General features: G+C 68.2%; 17 protein-coding genes. 5 read left to right on the top strand and 12 right to left on the bottom strand.

What is annotated here, in order from left to right; all coding sequences use genetic code 11:
• Positions 1-361 (top strand): four helix bundle protein (locus VM221_06030; protein ID HUT74374.1); only part of this gene is annotated, 361 nt, incomplete at its 5' end.
• 249 nt (positions 362-610) lie between these two features.
• Positions 611-2,047, top strand: coding sequence for a hypothetical protein (locus VM221_06025; protein ID HUT74373.1), 1,437 nt, complete (start codon positions 611-613; stop codon positions 2,045-2,047).
• A gap of 145 nt (positions 2,048-2,192) precedes the next feature.
• Here the strand turns inward: VM221_06025 and VM221_06020 are convergent, their stop codons facing one another.
• The 12 genes from VM221_06020 to VM221_05965 form a co-directional block, all read right to left on the bottom strand.
• Entirely contained in the window at positions 2,193-3,095 is a 903-nt protein-coding gene (locus VM221_06020) for a dihydrodipicolinate synthase family protein (GenBank protein HUT74372.1), read from the bottom strand.
• 161 nt (positions 3,096-3,256) lie between these two features.
• Positions 3,257-4,324 carry an isocitrate/isopropylmalate dehydrogenase family protein gene (locus VM221_06015; GenBank protein HUT74371.1) on the bottom strand — a complete coding sequence of 356 codons (1,068 nt, stop codon included), beginning with the start codon at positions 4,322-4,324 and terminating at the stop codon, positions 3,257-3,259.
• Between the two features lie 53 nt (positions 4,325-4,377).
• A complete protein-coding gene (locus tag VM221_06010; protein ID HUT74370.1) occupies positions 4,378-4,728 on the bottom strand; it encodes a hypothetical protein in 351 nt (116 codons plus the stop codon).
• 1,026 nt (positions 4,729-5,754) lie between these two features.
• Entirely contained in the window at positions 5,755-6,732 is a 978-nt protein-coding gene (locus VM221_06005; GenBank protein ID HUT74369.1) for a DNA methyltransferase, read from the bottom strand.
• Entirely contained in the window at positions 6,729-7,898 is a 1,170-nt protein-coding gene (locus tag VM221_06000; protein HUT74368.1) for an aminotransferase class I/II-fold pyridoxal phosphate-dependent enzyme, read from the bottom strand. Before VM221_06000 ends, VM221_06005 begins: the two co-directional genes overlap by 4 nt.
• 12 nt (positions 7,899-7,910) lie before the next feature.
• Positions 7,911-8,426, bottom strand: a complete 516-nt coding sequence (locus tag VM221_05995; GenBank protein ID HUT74367.1) for an Lrp/AsnC family transcriptional regulator — start codon at positions 8,424-8,426, stop codon at positions 7,911-7,913.
• A gap of 234 nt (positions 8,427-8,660) precedes the next feature.
• Entirely contained in the window at positions 8,661-10,049 is a 1,389-nt protein-coding gene (gene lpdA, locus VM221_05990; protein HUT74366.1) for a dihydrolipoyl dehydrogenase, read from the bottom strand.
• A 4-nt stretch (positions 10,050-10,053) separates the two neighbouring features.
• A complete protein-coding gene (locus VM221_05985) occupies positions 10,054-10,707 on the bottom strand; it encodes a hypothetical protein (GenBank protein ID HUT74365.1) in 654 nt (217 codons plus the stop codon).
• A gap of 2 nt (positions 10,708-10,709) precedes the next feature.
• Positions 10,710-11,315 carry a biotin transporter BioY gene (locus VM221_05980; protein ID HUT74364.1) on the bottom strand — a complete coding sequence of 202 codons (606 nt, stop codon included), beginning with the start codon at positions 11,313-11,315 and terminating at the stop codon, positions 10,710-10,712.
• 115 nt (positions 11,316-11,430) lie between these two features.
• Positions 11,431-12,039: a DUF366 family protein gene (locus VM221_05975; GenBank protein HUT74363.1), complete on the bottom strand. Its 609-nt coding sequence runs from the start codon at positions 12,037-12,039 to the stop codon at positions 11,431-11,433.
• 121 nt (positions 12,040-12,160) lie between these two features.
• Positions 12,161-13,111 carry an NHL repeat-containing protein gene (locus VM221_05970; protein ID HUT74362.1) on the bottom strand — a complete coding sequence of 317 codons (951 nt, stop codon included), beginning with the start codon at positions 13,109-13,111 and terminating at the stop codon, positions 12,161-12,163.
• A gap of 179 nt (positions 13,112-13,290) precedes the next feature.
• Positions 13,291-14,829, bottom strand: coding sequence for an AAA family ATPase (locus VM221_05965; protein ID HUT74361.1), 1,539 nt, complete (start codon positions 14,827-14,829; stop codon positions 13,291-13,293).
• 348 nt (positions 14,830-15,177) lie between these two features.
• On the opposite strand from VM221_05965, the gene VM221_05960 reads away from it, so the two are divergent.
• The 3 genes from VM221_05960 to VM221_05950 all read left to right on the top strand — a co-directional run bounded on the left by VM221_05960 (position 15,178) and on the right by VM221_05950 (position 18,362).
• Entirely contained in the window at positions 15,178-16,218 is a 1,041-nt protein-coding gene (locus VM221_05960) for an alpha/beta hydrolase family protein (GenBank protein HUT74360.1), read from the top strand.
• A gap of 92 nt (positions 16,219-16,310) precedes the next feature.
• Positions 16,311-16,952 (top strand): cyclase family protein, encoded by a 642-nt coding sequence (locus VM221_05955; protein ID HUT74359.1) that lies wholly within the window; start codon positions 16,311-16,313, stop codon positions 16,950-16,952.
• A gap of 225 nt (positions 16,953-17,177) precedes the next feature.
• On the top strand, positions 17,178-18,362 hold the full coding sequence (locus tag VM221_05950) for a sialidase family protein (GenBank protein HUT74358.1): 1,185 nt from the start codon (positions 17,178-17,180) through the stop codon (positions 18,360-18,362).
• Positions 18,363-18,500 lie beyond the last annotated feature (138 nt).

Raw genomic sequence — 18,500 nt, 5'->3', positions numbered from 1 at the left:
GCCCTTCATGTTCCAGAACCTCAAGGTGTACCAGAAGGCGTTGGACTTCGCGGATTCCGTCGCCAGCTTGGTGGAGCCCTTCGACCGGCGTCACCGCGTGCTCGCCGACCAACTCACACGGGCGTCTATCTCGATCCCGCTCAACATCGCCGAGGGCAACGGTCGTTTACACGAGGGTGATCGCAAGCAGTTCTTTGCGATCGCTCGCGGCTCTGTGCACGAATGCGTCGCGCTGCTGGAACTGTGTAGGCGAAGGAACTTGGTGGACGAGAAACTCTGTTCGGGCCTCACGGCCCAACTCGAAACCGTAGGAAAGATGCTGGGAGGATTGATGTCAGGGCTCGAGCGGAAGAGCAGGTGAGCAGTGGAGCAGGGGAACAGGTGAGGCCAGGCGGCGGCTGCGGGAGCATTGAGGCGGCCATTCGCAAGCAAGGCGGCTTCTGCGCGATCACTACGTCTTGCACACCGAGCAATTCGCTGACTACGCGGCGGCGAGAGCCCGCGAAAAGCAGTTGAAGAGCGGGCAAGGGCGGGAATGGCTGGACAGACTGGAAAGGGGCTCGCGGGTGGGCGCGGTGAGCGCGGTCCACTTGCCGAGGACCACAGGACTGTGAACGGGATCCGGCGGTCGCCATGGCAGCGCGCGGCAGATGCGCTCGAGGCTGCATTCCTCTCGGGGCTTGCCGCCGCCGCGGTCGGCTACGGCGTGGCGACGGCGTTGGGATGCCTTCTGATGGGCACCGTGTCCGAGCCCCTCGAACTGGCCTGGCTCCTCTTCGTTACTCCTGGAACCGCCGTCGCTGGCGCTTTGGCTGGCGCGGTGCTGGGAGCGCTTCGACCCCGCCGAATCGGCCGCTGGCTGCTGCTGCTCGGGCTCATATTAGCAGCGACAGCCGTTACCGAGCTCGCGCTCATCGTCAGCGGACCCGTGACACCCGGGCGACTATTGCGCGATCTTGTCAATTTGCAGACGCTCGCTTTCTTCCTTGGGACGGCATCTGCGGGCGTGTTGACCGCCGCACTGGTATCATTGGTTCTCAGCGCGCGCGGCCCACAGGCGGTCAATACCAGCCGTCTGGTGATGGGCGGAGTTATCTTGGTGGCGCTTGCACTCGCGGGTGCACTCGCGCTCGCAGCATATTCAGCGGATTCTCGCAGCGTCAACGGTATATCGGTAGGTCCTGACGGTCGAATCTACGCGGCGACGAACGCGGGCCTCTTCACCGCTGATGCGGCTGCCACGAGATGGCATCGGCTGCCGTGCAGCGGGTGGCGGAACCTTGGCGTGCACGATGTTGCCGCCCACCCGCAGCGGCCCGGCATTCTCCTAGCCCAGCTTGCGGAAGCCGCTGTCAGCTCGGATGACGGCGGAGAAACCTGGCAGCCGCTGCCCGCGACCCCGCACCCCAGCGTAATCGCTGCCTCCCCTCACGGCCTGTATGCGGCGAACGATGAATGGCTGCTGGTTCGAGTCGATCCCGGGCACCGATGGCAGAGCCATCGGTGGGGTCGAGCTCAGGCAACTTGCCTGGCAGTGAGCGCAGACAATCCCGGCCTCATGCTAATCGGCAGCCGCGACTTTAGCGGCGGCAAAGGGCCGATGCTGACGCATGACGGCGGGAGAACGTGGCAGCGCACACGGCTGCCGGCGGGAGCGACTTCCGGCATTATGGATCTCGCCTTCGTGCCCACCACGCCGGAAGTCATGTTGGTCGTAGCGAGCAACGTCTTGCTGGCGTCCATAGACGGCGAAGACTCATGGCGTCCGGTTACAAACGTAGGCTCTACGTGGTTCTCTAAGGCGCGAATCTTGGCTGTTGCGGCAACGAAGCCTCCGACTATCTACGTCGTGACGGAATCATCGCTGCGGGTCTCCGCAGACCTGTGCCGGACGTGGAGAGACGCGCGCATCCGCGATGACAAAGATCGTTCCGGGGTACAGTGTGTCGCCGTTGACCCCTCCGACTCGCATACTGTCTATGTTGGTTTCAACGACGGTCTCTACCGTTCGCGGGACGACGGACGCAGTTGGCGGCGGATCAGGTAATTGCCGAGTCGACGCCGGCTGCACTTCAGAAGGCCCAGACCGGCGCTCGGTTCGTAGGAATGATCCCGGAGCAGAAGCCTGGCCGACGACAAGCTGCGCGCGCCCCACGATGAAATCCGCGCTGATCCCTGGCCGAAGTCTGCCCCTACATCCACTCCTGGAAGCGCTTGACCTCGGCCTCGATGCGAGCGCGGGCTTGGGTATCGGGCTGGCTCATGGGGCGCGCGGGGTAGGGCTGGCAAACGCCGATCATCTCCAGCGCCGCCTTGAGCGACCCGATGAGCGAGGTGCCCTCGAACCAGTAGATGCGGTTGAGGTCGGCGGCGGCGCGGTGGAGCTCGCGCACCCGCCTGAGGTCGCCCGCGCGCGCCGCGTCATAGATGGCGACCCACAGCTTGGGCGCCAGGTTGGCCATGCCCGGCACGCAGCCGTGGGCGCCCATGAGCAGGCTCGCCGCGCCGTGCATCTCGCTGCCCTGGAAGACGCGAAAGGCGGCGCTCTCCATGCGGGCGATGCCGAGGAAGAAGTTGAAATCCTCGGAGCTGTCCTTGATGCCTGCGACCTGAGGCAACTGCCGCATCTCGCTGACGAGCTCCAGAGTCAATGACTGCCCGACGCACGGGGGGATGTTGTAGAGCAAGATCGGCGCCGACGATGCCTTCGCCAAGGCTTCGAAGTGGGCTTTGGCTTCGTCCATGCTGCGCGGGACATGGTAGTAGGGCAAGATGGCGACCAAGGCGTCGGCGCCTGCGGCCTGCGCCTCCTCGACTCGCGCCAGCGCGCGCCGCGTGCTGGAATCCCCGACTCCCACCAGCACCGGCACCGCGCCCTTGACCTCGTCAATCACGATCTCGACCGCACGCCGCCGCTGGTCGTCGGTGAGCGCCGCGAACTCGCCGGTGGTGCCCATGACGAAGGCGCCGTGGACCCCGCCCTGCAACACGTGCTGCACCAGGCGTCGCAGCCCGGTTTCATCCACCGACTCGTCGGCGTGCAGCGGCGTCGCCAAGGGCACGACCACGCCTCCCAGACGTGAGACATCGAGCATTGCATCCTCCTCGCGCGCATGGGCGCGGCGAATTCGGTTTCGCCGGTTCGCGTCATCCTCCCACCGCCTGCGGTCAGGATGCGCTTGCCTTGGCGACCAAGCTTGACCCGATGACGGTTTCTGCGCCGCCCCCGCAGCAACCTGCGTCCGGGCGGCCGCGGTCACAACCGCGCGATGATGGCGTCCGTCATCTCGCGCGTGCCCACCGCGCTGGGGTCGTCGCGGGTCGGCTTCAGGTCGTAGGTCACGTCCTGACCCTCCGCGATCACCGCCGCCGTCGCCGCCTCCAGGCGGTCGCCGGCCGCCTGCTCCCCCAGGTGGCGCAGCAGCAGCACCCCGCACAGGATCAGCGCCGTCGGGTTGACCTTGTTCATGCCCTTGTACTTGGGCGCCGAGCCGTGGATGGCTTCGAACACGACCGCCTGGTCGCCGACATTGGCCCCTGGCGCCACCCCCAGGCCCCCCACCAGGCCCGCCGCCAGGTCCGACACGATGTCGCCGTAGAGGTTGGGCAGCACCAGCACGTCGTAGAGCTCCGGCTTCTGCACCAACTGCATGCACATGTTGTCTATCAGCCGCTCCTCGTATTCGACCCGCCCCGCATAGCCCACCGCCACCTCCCTCGCCGCCCGCAGGAACAGCCCGTCGGTGAACTTCATGATATTGGCCTTGGTCACCGCCGTCACTTTGCGCCGCCCGTTAGCGAGGGCGTAGTCGAACGCGAACCGGACGATGCGCCGGCTGGCGGTCTCCGAGATGGGCTTGATCGAGATCGCGGAGTCGGGGGCGATCTTCCCCCCGCTCATCTCGATGATCTGCTGCGCCTCGGGCGATCCGAGATCATACTCCACCCCGGCGTAGAGGTCCTCGGTGTTCTCGCGCACGATGACGAGATCCACGTTGTCGTAGTGCGAGCGAATGCCGGGGTAATACTTGCACGGGCGCAGGCAGGCGTAGAGGTCCAGGCGCTGGCGCAGCGCCACGTTGACCGAGCGAAAACCGGCGCCGATGGGGGTGGTGATGGGGCCCTTGAGGGCGACGCCGGTGCGGCCAATGGATTCGAGCACGGCATCCGGCAGCGGGGTGCCGTACTTCTCCATTACATCGGCGCCGGCTTCGACGGTCTCCCATTCGATGGCGACGCCGGTGGCCTCGATAGCGCGGCAGGCCTGGGCGATCAGCTCCGGCCCGGTGCCGTCGCCGGGGATGAGGGTGACGCGATGGGACAAGGTAGGACCTCCTCGGATGGGCTGAATCGTATTATAGCAGATGCGCGCGCGCCTTATCCCCGTCCATCCCGTCGTGACGCCCGCGGGTTGGGCAAGCGCGGGAAACGGAAGACCAGGAGATTGCGCTCGACCTGCAGCGGGGAGAAGGCGTCAACCCGTAAGGTCTTAGCATCCGGGGCCACTGGCGACAAGTCCCAGAGCTCGGTAGCATGATCGCCGTCCCAACTCATCTCGCGGCTATACACCGGAACCTGGCGCCCTTGGTCGTCGGACACGCGGAATCGCGTGTGGGTGCTCGTGGTGGTCGGGCGTTCAGTGTAGTCAATGGTCAACCGCACAGCGGCCTCGAGCGGCGAGGTGCTTTGAGACTGCGACCACTGGACCTCCGAAACGGCGAGAGTCATACCGTGCCCACGAGAGGTTAGCGGATGACGGTTCAGCCTGCCGCCCGGGCGCGGCAGGGGGAAGGTGACTGACGCAGCGGGTTTCGTTGGCCAGCGGGGGACTGTGACCACGTAGTCCAGCCTGCGGCTCCACGACGGAGGAAACGTAGACGCGATCACCGGCATCTCGTTCGCCGGGTATTCCTCGTGCACTGACCAGCGGTGTGGCTTCCAACAGGCGACCGGCAGGAGTCCCCAGACTGTCCGGCCCTCCATGCGCATATGGTCCCAGTCATACACGTGATCGAGCTGCACTCCGCGCCCTGTCACCAGTAGGAAGTAGCACGACACCTCTGGCCAAGACGAGCTTGACCAGCTCACAATGTAACTCCTGTTGCCGAGCCGGAGGATCTTCTTACCGCCCTCTCGCGGCCAAGGCTCCATAGTCCACAATGCCATACTCAGATGGCTAACCCGGACGGTCCTCGGGCGTCTCGCCCCAGAGGGTGGCTGCCGGGCGCCAATTGCGAACGAGATCGCGGCTGCGCACAGGCCGACAGCAAGCCACCGTTGCCGGCCGAGCCAGCTTCCCACAATCAGCGCGAGCATGACGAGTATCAGCACAGGCCACGGGAAGTCCCAGAAGGTTTGGTAGTAGCCGAAGAACGGTGCGCCCACAGCGGGCAGCGTGAGCAGCAGCGACACAGTCAATACGGCGCGGACAGGCCACCCGCGCGGCCGAAGCGCCGAGCGCCACAGTATCAGCGCCGCCGCGCCGAGGCCGAGAACCTCGACCATCACCCACTCGGTGTGCACATAAGCCGGGTGCGACCGGATAGTTCCCAGGGGCCACAGGAATAGGCTAAGCAACGCGGCGGCCAGGCACAGGCCCGCCCAGCGCCATTCGTGTCTCGCCCTTGGGGGCTGACTCGCATTCGTGCTCGCGGTCACGTTCCCAGACATTATTGTCCCCCTCCTGTCTGCGACACTGCGACGCGATCCCTGCTGACCCGTCCTCCTCATCTGCGCAATCTGCGTAATCTGCGGTTAGACGGTTGGCTTGCGGAAGATCAGCGCGAACTCGTGCACCTTGTTGATGCGAAATACCGCCGGATACCCCAGCGGGCGCAGGCGGTTGTATTCCTGGCGGCGATCCCAGATGAGCAGGTCGTCGTAGATGAAGCCGAGGTCCTCCAGCCGCCGCGCGAGGTCCGCGTGAAACGGATAGAAGCGCCCGTGCTTGCGCAGGTCCATCACTACCGCGATGCAGTACTTGCCCGGCCGCAGCGCCGTATGGACCTGCGCGAAGACCTCCGCCAGCGCCGCCAGGAAATCGTCATAACCGGCGATGCGCCCGAGGTCGGCGCCGTCGTCGCCGTAGTTGCGCACCGCCTTGCCATCGGCGCTGCGCCGCCGGGTCAGGATGTCCCAGTACGGCGGGGAGGTGATCACCAGGTCAACGGATTCCGGCGCGACGAAGCGCAGCAGCTCTCTTGCGTCGGCCACATGAATCGTGGCGGCCATCTTCTCGAACTCCTCTCCCTCGCAGGGAGAGGTCCTCCCGATTCCCATCGGGACGGGTGAGGGTGATTGGCGACTCCTGCCACCCTCTCCTTGATCCTCTCCCTGACAGGGAGAGGGGTTGTCGGGCGCGACCTCTCCCGAGGTCGCGGAGTTTCCGTCGCGCGCAAAGGGCGGTTGGATTGATGCCAGCCGTCGCCTAGCGATGGCCGCGAACTCCGCCGACAGCTCGATGCCGACACCCTGCATCCCCGCCTGCGCCGCGGCCATCAGGGTCGAGCCGAGGCCGGCGAAGGGATCGAGCACCACCTCATCCCCCGGCGCGGCGAAGCACGCGATGAGGCGGCTCGCCAGCGCCGCCGGGAACAGCGCCGGATGCTTCAGCCGCGCTTCCTCGGGTGTCTTGCGGAGGTCGCTCCACACGCTGATCGAATTGCGCGTCCACGCCTTGCCGTCAAGGCGGTTGGCGCGGGGCTGGTCCGGCTTGAGCATGTCACTTCTCATGGAGCGGCCGCCGCCACGAACCGCGCCATGCGCTCCAGCGCCTCCTCCAGCAGCGCCATGCTGGTGGCATAGCACAGGCGGATGTGCCCGGCCCCGCATGGCCCGAAGGCGTCCCCCGGCACCACCGCCACCTTATGCTGCATCAGCAGTTGCTCCGCGAACTCCGGTGAACTCAAGCCCGTCGGCGCGATCGAGGGGAAGGCGTAGAACGCCCCCTGGGGCTCGAAGCAGGGCAAGCCCATTTTCGCCAGCCGCGACAGCACCACCCGACGGCGGCGGTTGTACTCGTCCCGCATCTCCACCACTTCGCGCTCGGCCCGGCGCATCGCCTCGGCGGCCGCGCGCTGCGCGGTGACCGACGCGCACAGCGCGGTGTAGGCATGGATGCGGGTCATTGCGTCAATCAGCTCCGCCGGGCCGCAGGCGTACCCCAGCCGCCACCCGGTCATGGCGAAGGCCTTGGAAAACCCGCTCAGCAGCACCGTGCGCTCGCGCATCCCCGGCGCCGCGACGAAGCTCACCGGCTCCCCGTCGTAGCGCAGCTCGGCGTAGAGCTCGTCCGCGATCACCACCAGCCCCAGCTCCCGCACCACCTCCGCCAGCGCCGCCATCTCCTCGGCGTCCAGCGCCACCCCGGTGGGGTTGCTGGGGTAGCCCAGCAACAGCGCCTTCGCGTTCGCCGCCGCCTCCCGCACCTGCCGCGGCGTGACCTTGAAGCCCTGCTCCATGGTGGTGGCGACGCCAACCGGCGTCCCCGCGGCGAGGGCGACGCAGGGCCCGTACGCCACGTAGCACGGCTCGGGGAAGACGACCGCGTCGCCGGGGTCGAGCAGGGCGCGGCAGGCGAGGTCGAGGCCCTCGCTCACTCCCAGGGTGACGAGGATCTCGGTGGCGGGGTCGTAGTCCAGCCCGAAGCGCCGCCGCAGATAGCGCGCGATCTCGAGGCGCAGCTCCCAGGTGCCGCGATTGGGGGTGTAGTGGGTCTGCCCGCGCTCCAGGGAGTAGATGGCGGCCTCGCGGATATGCCAGGGGGTGATGAAATCCGGTTCGCCGACGCTGAGCGAGATGGCGTCGGGCATCGCCTCGACGAGATCGAAGAAGCGCCGAATGGGCGAGGGCTGAAGCGCGCGCACGCGCTGCGAGATGATGCTCCCGGGATCAGTCACGCCGAACCCCGCTCACATGCTGATGGGCAGCCGCTCGGCCTGCTCCGGCTGCTCGAGGATGTCGCCGTCCACCTTGTAGCGACGCAGGACGAAATGGGTGGCGGTGCTCTGCACGCCCTCGATGGTGGCGAGCTTCTCGGCGACGAAGAGCGCGACCTCGCGCATGGTGCCCCCCTCCGCCACCACGTGCAGGTCATACGCCCCCGACATCAGGTACAGCGAGTGCACCTCGGGGAAGCGCAGGATGCGCTCCGCCACCGCGTCGAACCCGCGCCCGCGCTCGGGCGTCACCCGCACCTCGATGAAGGCATAGACGCGCTCCGCCCCCGTGCGCTCCCAGGCGACCACCGCTTTGTACTTGCGGATGACGCCCGCCGCCTCCAACTCGCGGACGAGGCGGGTGACGCGGCGCTTGGGCAAGCCGGTGCGCTCCGCCATCTGGTCGGGAGTGGTGTGCGCGTCCTGCTCCAGGATCTGCAAGAGGTCCCGCACGCCGGGCTGCTTCATGACGCGAGTGATGTCAGCCATGTTCGTTCTCCCATGCGCGCCCAGTAGCACAGCCGTCCCGTTCGACAAGCTCAGGGCAGGCCTCGGCTGTGGGCGCCTCACTTACCGGCGGATATGGTAGGACAGCCGCCTGGCCTGAGCATCGCCGAAGGGTCCCGGCTGTCCTCGCGCTTGACGGGCGAGGACGCCCGTCCTACCGAATTGTGGCAGGCGAGACGCCTGGCCTACCGAATTGTGGCAGGCGAGACGCTTGGCCTACTTGTGCAGCGGATGCCCGAGGGCGTCCTCGACCGCCTCCGCGATCCCCTCGGCTATGGTCGGATGGGCGCGAATCCCGGCGGCGAAATGCTCGATCGGGGTATTGGCCCAGATGGCGGCCGCCGCTTCCGCGATCAGCTCGGTGGCGGAGGGACCGACGATGTGCGCCCCCACCAGGCGGTCGCCGGCGACCACGACCTTGATGAAGCCGTCCTTGTCGCCCATCGCGATCGCCTTGCCCAGGGCGCGGACGGGGAAGGTGCCGCCGCGCGCCTCCAACCCGCGCGCGCGCGCTTGCGCCTCGGTGATACCGACCGAGGCGATCTCGGGCGATGTGTAAACGCAGAACGGCAGCGCCCGGTAATCCATCTTCTCCTCGCCGCCCAGGGCATTGGTCACCGCGACTCGGGCCTCCGCGATCCCCGCGTGCGCCAGCAGCGGCGGGCCGATGACATCTCCCGCGGCATAGACGCCCTCGATTCCCGTCTCCATGCGCTCGTTGACCACCAGGCGGCCGCGCTCGACTTTAACCCCGATCTCCTGCGCGCCGCTGCCCTCAAGCACCGAGCGCCGCCCCACCGCCAGCAGCACCAGGTCCACCTCGACTTCGGCCTCGCCGTCGCCCGCGTCGTAGCTGACGACCTTGGCCCCGTTGCGCGCCGCGATGGCGGTGACCCGGGCCGGGGCGTGGATCCGGATGCCCATGCGCTTGCAGGCGCGCGCGAGCTCGGCCGCCAGCTCGGGCTCCGCCTCCGGCAGGATGCGGTCCGTCATCTCCAGGATCGTGACCTGGGAGCCCAGGCCCGCCAACGCGTAAGCCGACTCGCAGCCGATGAACCCTCCGCCGATGACCGCCAGGCGCGCGGGCGGCTGCGGGAGCGTCCACAGGTCATCGCTGGTGATGGCGTGCTGGTCGGCGCCGGGGAGGGGAATGACCGCGGGGGCGGAGCCGGTGCAAATGATCACCTTCTGCGCCTGCACCACCCGGCGCCCGTCCGCGCCCTCGACCTCGACGGTGCGCCGGTCCGCCAGGTGCGCGCGGCCGCGCACGACCGCGACGCCGTTGTGCTGCAGCAGGTACTCGACGCCCTTGCGCAGCCGCGTCACGGTGGCGGTGACGTGGCGCACCACCCGCGCCCAGTCCACCTCCACCGCGCCCAGGTTGATGCCGAAATCGCCGGCGCGGCGCGCGTGCTGGGCGACCTCGGCGCAGTGGATCAGCGCCTTGGCGGGGATGCAGCCGCGATTGAGGCAGGTGCCGCCGAGGAACACATCGCGCTCGATCACGGCCGCGCTCGCGCCGCGCTGGCGGGCGCGGATGGCGCCGGTGTAGCCGGCGACCCCGGAACCGAGAAACGCGACGTCCACCTTCAGCGCATCACCCATGCAGCTACTCCTCGGCGCCGATCTTGCCCGCGTCGCGCAGCTTCTTCAGCTCGCGCAGCGCCACGCGCTCGTTGGGCTCTATCTGCAGAATCTTGCGCCACTCAGCGGCCGCCTCGTGCGGCTTGCCCGCTCTGGCCAACGCGTGCGCGTAGCTGCGCTTGATGCGCACCGGCGAGTCCAATTCGGCCGCGCGTTTGAGATAGGGCAGAGCCGACTCGAGGTCATGCTTGTAGGTCCAGTAGTAGGTGTATCCGAACTGGTGCGGCAGGTCCCAGTTATCCGGGTTGAGTGCAATCCCCTGCCGGTATAACTCGACGGCCTCCTTTTCCCTGCCGACCGAGGTCGCAATCCAGGCGCCGGCGGAGTAGGCCTCGGCGAAATGCGGATCGAGCCGCACCAGGTCCTGGCAGATACCGACCACGGGCGGGATCTCGCCGGAGTGCCAGTACTCGTCGGTCTTCACCCACAGCGCGTCCACGATCATGCCCCGCACCGCGGCGATCTGCGCCTCCGCGGCCTGCTCCGTCTTGCCGGGAGCCGGCGCGGTCTCCGGGGCCGGCGATTGAGCAACCGCGCCCACGCCTACATCCAGCGCGAAGCCCAGTAGCACCACCACCACCACTACCACCACCGTCGCCGCCAGCCTGCTCCTGCTCATGCTCATCCTCCTCGTGGGTTCAGGGTTCTCGACAACGGCCGCGCGATCGCTGCCGCCGCCGCGGCCTTGAGCGCGTCGAGCGCGATGAACGGCATCACTCCCCAGGCGAACGCCGCCCGCAGCGGAGTCGCCTCTCCCTTCGCCGCCGCCCATAACGCCAGCCATGCCCAGCCGCACAACCAGATCATCGCCGCGCCCGCCAGCGCCGCCGCGTAGCTGGGCGCGCCGCGTCGCCCCCGGACCTCGCTCAGCCATCCCGTCAGGTACGCGGCGACCACGAAGCCCACCAGGTAGCCCCCGGTCGGCCCCATCAGCGCCCCCGGGCCGCCGCTGCCGGCGGCAAACACCGGCAGCCCCAGCGTCCCTGCCAGGACGTACTGCGCCTGGGCGGCCGCCCCCCAGCGGCGCCCCAGCGCCGCGCCGCACAGCAGCACGAAGAAAACCTGCAGCGTCGCCGGCACCGGCCACCACGGAATCGTCACCCGCGCCCCCAGCGCGGTCAGCGCCGCGCCCGCGGAGCTGATGAGCAGGCCGCGTGCCGCCTGCCGCGCCCGGTGACGAGCGTCGTCCTGCGTGCGAGCTTTCGTGCCTGTGAGTTCGGGTCTCAAGTCGTCCCTCCTCGCGGTCGAGGTTGCGGCTTTGGGGGTTTATTCGCCAAGCCGCCGAAATACCGCACATAATGCGACCCGGGCTCGCCCCGCCCCCGCCACGTTCGAGATTCAATCATTCCACCGGGCGCACTTTCCGCTGCGCCGCCGCTACCGCTGCCAGCTCCGTCGCGTACGCCGCTATCACCGCCTGCGCCAGCGCGCGCGGCTCCGCCCCCAGCTCGCACAGCGCGGCCGCGGGCACCGGCGCGCCCGCGGCGATCACATTCAGCCCCAGGTGGATCAACCCCGACGCCGGGGAGGTGGTGGCGATCGAGACCGAGAGCTTGCGCCCCTGCCAGAACAGATCATCGCCGCGCCGCTGGAGGTCGCCTGTGGCCCAGCCGCCCTCGGCTGGGAATGCGAGGCCGCCCGCGGCCGCCCCTGCAATCCGCGCCTGCAGACACTCCGCAGCAATGATCACCAGCAGCCGCTGGCGCAGCACGGCGCGCTCGAGGTCGGCGCCAGCGTGCTCGGCGATGAAATGCAGCATGCGCCGGCTGCGGATGGCGGCGCCGGCGGCGAGGTCCTCCAAGTCCACCATGTGCTCGGGCGCGACATCGCAGGGCCCGACGAACGCCGCGATGGCGTCGCCCTTGAGGCCGAAGGTCGCGCGCAGCCACCCGCTGCGCAGCTCGGCGCCGGTGTAGGCGATCTCTTCCTCAGCGAAATGGGTAAGCACCATCGAACCACCAAGGCACAAAGACGCCAAGGACAGAAGAGGACGAGCGAGGCGCCCGCCGCCGTTACCCATCCCTCCGACCTTGGTATCTTCGCGTCTTAGGGGTTGACGTCTTCTCGCCGGATCAGGAATACACGATCTTGAGCACCCGGTGGTGCAGGGTATCGGCGACGTAGACCGCGCCGTTGCTGACGGCGATGCCGGAGGGAGCGGCAAGCCGGCCGACGCCGGCGTCGTCGCCGCGGAAGGTGGCCAGGGAGGCGCCGCCCTCGTCGAAGACCTGGACGCGGTTGTTGCCGAGCTCCGCCACCCACATGCGACCGTCGCGGTCAACCGCCAGATCGCGGGGCTCCAGCATCTGGTTGGGCCCCGAGCCCGGGGAGCCGAGAGCCAGCATCTGCCGGCCCGAGGAATCGAGCTTGAGCACGCGATGGTTGAGCGTGTCGGCGATGTAGATGCAGCCGGCGTCGTCCACCGCCACCCCCTGGGGCTTGCGCAGCTGCACCGCGCCGATGTGCGACGCGCCGAGCGAGAAGCGGTAGATGCCCTCCGCGGTGAAGGACTGGATGCGGCTGTTGGCGGTGTCGGCGACATAGAAATTGTGGAACTTGTCGAGCGCGATGCCGGTCGGCGAATCGAACTGCCCGGGCGCTTTTCCCCGGCGACCGAGCGACAACAGGAGCGCGCCCGCGGCGTCGAATTTCTGCACCCGGTGCGTTCCCTGCTCGGCGACGTACATCGCCAGCGTGCGATCCACCGCGATCGCCTGGGGGCTGATGAAGCGCCCGCGCCCCGCGCCGTAGCGGCCGAGCACGAACAGCTCGCCCTCGCGGGCCAGCCGCTGCACGCGGTGGTTGTAGGCGTCGGCGATGTAGAGCGCGCCCAGATGATCCACCGCCACCCCGCCCGGGCAGTTGAGCTCCCCCGGCTCGCGGCCGAAGCTGCCGAAGAACTCCTCCACCCGCAGCCTCAGCTCCGCCGGGCGCCGGGGCGTCGTCGCCACCGGCCGCACCGCCGCCACGTGGCGCCGCGGCCGCCCGTCGAGCTCGAGATAGTCGAAACGGTCCCGCGTCATGGCTATTCGCCTCGGCTGTGTCCGGTCTGCTCGACGCAATCGGAGCATATCACAGGCGAGGGCGCCCTTCGACAGGCCCCTAAGCCCGCTGGGCCGGGGTGGCGGTCGCGGCGCGACCTAGCCACTCAGGGCAAGCTCTGTGCCACATCCGCTTGCGCCGCCAAACCCCTGGCCGCGCTCTAGTCAGACTCCTGATGCTCGCGCTGCGCGCTCGACGCCGGGCGCGTGCGCAGGTGCGCCCACTCGCGCAGGTAGTCAATGTCCTCGCTCATGGTGACCGACAGCGGCACCGTCTCGCGCAGGCTGCAGATGACGTCGTCGGTCGTGACCTCGGCGCCGCGGTCGAAAGCGCGGTAGAGGGCGGCGACCACCGCCTGCTCGACCTCGGCGCCGCTGAAGCCGTCGGCGGCCTGCGCGAGCTGCTCCAGGTCGTACCCCGCCGGATCGCGCCCCCGGCGGCGCAGGTGGATGGCAAAGATCTCGCGCCGCTCCGCGACCACCGGCAGGTCCACGAAGAAGATTTCATCGAAGCGCCCCTTGCGCAGCAGCTCGGGGGGGAGCTGGGTGATGTCGTTGGCGGTGGCGACCACGAACACGGGGGCGGTTTTCTCCTGCATCCAGGTGACGATGGTGCCGAACACGCGCGAGGTGGTGCCGGCGTCGGAGGCGCTCGAGCTCTGGGTGCCGGCGAGGCCCTTTTCGATCTCGTCCAGCCACAGGACGGTGGGGCTGACCGCCTCCGCGATCTTGATCGCCTTGCGGATGTTCTCCTCCGAGGAACCGATGTAGCCGGAGAAGATGCGCCCCACGTCCAGGCGCAGCAGCGGCAGTTGCCACAGCGAGGCCACCGCCTTGGCGGTCAGCGACTTGCCGCACCCCTGCACCCCCAGCAGCAGCAGCCCCCGCGGCTCGGGCAAACCGAACTGACGGGCGCGCTCGCTGAAGGCCTTGCCGCGCGCGGTCAGCCACGCCTTGAGCAGGTCGAGGCCGCCCACGTCGCGCAGGCTGGCGGCGGTGTGGAAGTACTCCAGCAGCCCCGACTTGCGGATGAGCTGCTCCTTCTCGGCGATGATGAGGTCCACGTCGAAGCGGCGGCGCTCGACGATGCACTTGGCGAAAACGTTTTCCGCTTCCGCCAGGGTCATGCCCGCGGTCGCCTTGAGCACCTGTTCGTGCTCGGCCGAGGTCAGTGACAGATCCTCGCCGGCGCGGCTGAGGCTCTCCAGCGCGGTGTCGAGCAGGCCGCCGAGCTCCTGCGGTCCCGGCAGGTCGTAGTCAATGACGGTGACGTCCTTCTCCAACTCGTCGGGCAAGCGCAGCACCGGCGACAGCAGGATGACGGTGACGTAGCTGGTGCGCAGGCGCTCGGTGAGGTCGCGCAGCTTGCGGATGACGGCGGAGGAGTGCTGGCAAATGTTGGGGCTAAAGAACGGGTGAAAGTCGCGCAGCAGGAACACCGACGGCTCGGTGGTAGTGCGGATGACCTCGAGCGCGCGCAGAGGGTCGCGAGTGCCGTCGTCGGGCGCGATCGGCGCGACCTCCAGCGAGCCCGACTGCAGCCCCATGGTCTCGCTCCACACCCAGAAGCGCTTGTTTTGCCGCGCCACCAGCTCGCGCAGCGCCGCCGTCACCCGCCCCTCCTCCCACGAGATAACGTAGAGGATCGGGTAGCGGGCGCGAATCAAGACATCTATCTGGCTGGCGACGGAATCAATCATGTGCCACCGCCTACGAGCGTGCAACCCCGGTAGGGGGTTCTTGGCTTACGCGCCCAAGCAACTGGCGGCCGGCCTGTCATTCCGAACGCAGCGCAGCGAAGTGAGGAATCCCCTACCCGGGATGCGCAAGGCCAACAACTGCAGCCGCGAGCAACCCCGGTAGGGGATCCCTCGCGTTGCTCGGGATGACGCACCCATTGGGTGAGCGACTCACGTTGACAATGCATCATCTGGGTCGAAACCACAAGTCCGGCATGCTGGCGATGGGCTCTTATCATACCCGGCCCGTCAGCTCCGCGCAAGGGCTTCGCCGCCCGCCCGCCGAAATCAAGGCGCCGGGAGCCTACCATGACCGACCGCAGTTTCGATTCGCTCGCATATTCCCTCGCCCGCTACGACGCCATGACGCCGCGCCTGCGCTTCAACGCGCAGACGCCGGCCGGCGCTCGCTCCTGGCAGCGCAGGCTGCGCCGGCGACTGGTCGCACTTCTGGGCGGCTTCCCGGCGCGGAAATGCGACCTCGCGCCGCGGGTGCTGGAGCGCCGCGAAATGGACGGCTACACGCGCGAGCAGATCACCTTCTGCAGCCGCCCCGGCCTGCAGGTGATCGCCTACCTCCTGCTTCCCGACGGCTTGCGGGCGCCGGGGCCCGCCATGATCTGCGTGCCCGGCCACGGGCGCGGGGTGGACGACATCGTCGGCATTGACGACGACGGCAACCAGCGCGCCGAATGGGGCGGCTACCAGAACGACTTCGCCCTGCAGGCGGTGGCCCACGGCTTTGCCGCGCTGGCGGTGGAGCAACTGGGCTTCGGCCGCCGCCGCGACCGCAAGGCGCGCGACGCGGGCGCCGGAAACTCTTCCTGCCAGCCGGCGGCGGGCGCGGCGCTGCTGCTGGGCGAGACCATGATCGGCTGGCGGGTGTACGATGTCATGCGCGCGCTGGACTACCTGCTGATGCGGCCCGAGGTGGACGGCTCGCGCGTGGGGTGTGTGGGCATCTCCGGCGGCGGCACCACCACCCTCTGCGCCGCGGCCGCGGACCCCCGCATCGCCCTTGCCTTCGTCAGCGGGTACTTCAACACCTACCGCGACAGCATTCTGTCACTGCCGCACTGCATGGACAACTACATCCCGGGCATCCTGCGCTGGGCCGAGATGGCCGACGTCGCCGGCGTCATCGCCCCCCGCCCCTTTTTCGCCGAGTCCGGCACCAAGGATACCATCTTCCCCGTCGCCGCGACGCGGCGCGCCTTCGAGCGCCTGCGCGAGATCTACCGCGTCTTCGGAGTTGAACACCGTCTGGGCCTGCACGTCTTCCGCGGCGAGCATCAGTTCAACGGCAGGCGCGGCTGGGCGTTCGCACGCAAACATCTCGGGTTGGGATGATTCCCGGTGGCGCCCCGACAGGTCGGGGTGAAATGGGTTCAGTTGGCCCCGAAGGCCGGGGCCCCACCTTGGTGTGACGAGAGGAGACGAGCATGTCCGACATTGATCTGAGCAAGTACCGCATAGTTGACCTCTCCTTCGAGGTGCGCCCGGAGGCGCCGGAGCCGGACCGGCCCTTCGAGATCGCGCGAGGGCTGCTGCACGACCGCACCTTCAAGTACGACATCCTGCGCACCCACACCCACGTCGGCACCCACGTCGAGGCGCCCGCGCATTTCTACGACGGGGGCAAGTCCATCACCGACCTGCCGCTCGAGACCTACATGGGGCCGGCGGTGCTGGCGGCGGTGGACCTGCCGCGCGCGACCGCCATTACCGAGGAATACCTGGAGCAGGTGATCGGCGACATCATGGCGCCGGGGCGAATTGTCGTCACCCGCGACGACCGCGCCGCACGCGAGAACGGTCGCACGCCGCACCTGACGGCGGCGGCGGCAGAGTGGCTGGTGGCGCGGGGGATGAAGATGCTCGTGCTCGACACCGAGATGGGCGCCGACATCGAGGAAGGGCGTGCCCTGCACGACATCATCATGAGCCGCGACGTCCCCATCGTCGAGCGCCTGGCCAACCTGGGGGAGCTGCGGCGCCGCGAGTTCTACTTCATGGCGCTGCCCATCAAGGTGCGGGGGCTGGACAGCGGCTGGACGCGCGCCATCGCCATCGAGGAGCGCTGAGGGGCGGGGAGGGATGTCATCGGGTGCAACCGTTCTCGGTGGAGATGGCCGGTACTACAGCGATACACGCGGCTCAATCAGTCCGGGAATGTGGCGCAGCCGTCTCGGCTGCGAATGAACTCAATTGGCGGGCGAGACCCTTCGGCGTCGCTCAGGACCGGTGTCCGCCCCACCGGAATGCAGTTGTCCACCTGGCAGTGAACATAATATGCGAGCCTCAACAAGATGACTGTTCCCCGAATTGTGGAGTGGCGGCGATCACAGCCGGATTTCGTCGTGTACCTCCCCCGTGACGCGGGCGGCACAGACGCTGAAAACCAGCACCTTAATGTCGTAGCCACGCCCTCGGGGTCTTTCCTCGCCTTCTGGACCCAGGCGACGGAGGAGAACGCCCCGGACCAGCGCGTGGTGGTGAGCCGTTCTACCAGCCGGGGCAACACCTGGTCGCCGCCGTCGGTCATTGACGGCGCACAGCCGGGCGATCCCCCCGGAACCGGCCTGGCGAGCTGGGAGTTCCCCATCATCGCGCCGGGGATGGCGGCCGACGGCGGAGCGCGGGTCTATTGCTTCTACAATAAGAACGTAGGCATCAATGACGCGCGCGAGGACACCACGGGCGTGCTGCGCGTCCGCTATTCCGACGACGACGGCCTGACGTGGAGCGACGGCACGTTCGACTATCCCGTCGCCCCCAACGCCTTGAGCAACCCCGACCTAGCGGTGCCCCCAAACTGGATCGTCTATCAGACCCCGGGGGCTACACGGGAAGGCCACGTGCTCGCGGGGTTCACGCGGTGGGCGAGCGACGCCATCTCCACCATGGGCTTGTTGGAGCGGTCATCGGAGGTGTGCTTTCTGCGCTTCGAGAACATCCTGAGCGAACGCGATCCGGCGCGGTTGGTGGTTACCACGTGGCCGCGAGCCGATCACAGTATTCGCATCCCCGCGCCGGGGAACCCCGAGATCAGCGTCGCGCAGGAGCCTTCGGTACAGGTGCTGTCCGATGGGCGGTTGATCTGCGTCATGCGCGCGCTGACGGGGATGGTTCACTTCGCGCTGAGCGAGGATGATGGTCGCAGTTGGGGCGAGACGGCGCCGCTGTGCCGCGAGCCCGGAGGCAAGCCCCTGCTCAACCCCATCGCCCCGTGCCCGCTGTACCGGTTCGGCGACGGGCGGTTTCTCCTCATCTTCTACAACAACGACGGCAGCGGCAACGGGGGCAGCGGGCCCACGGACTACCTGCGCAATCGCACCCCGGCGTATTGTGCCATCGGGAAACTAGGGACAGCTCCCTATTTCTCACTGCTGAGCAAGACGACCGACTGCCTGGAGGCGACACGAGTCCTCGCGCTCGACGCCCTGGCGCCCGTGGGCGGCCTGGCGGCGGATTACGAGGTATGGTACCGCTGAACGGCTCGGCAGGAACACTTAGGCAGCTTCCTTTTTCTGGTCCCCCAGCGACAGTCGCGGTTGCGCCCGCGCCGATGCGGCCCCTTCCGGCAGGACTCCGCGCGCTCGCGCTGGAAGAAAGACCCTGTTCGGGTAGGA

It is taken from the genome of Armatimonadota bacterium (assembly GCA_035527535.1).
Lineage (GTDB): Bacteria > Armatimonadota > Hebobacteria.
This window is presented reverse-complemented; position numbering and strand designations above follow the sequence as displayed.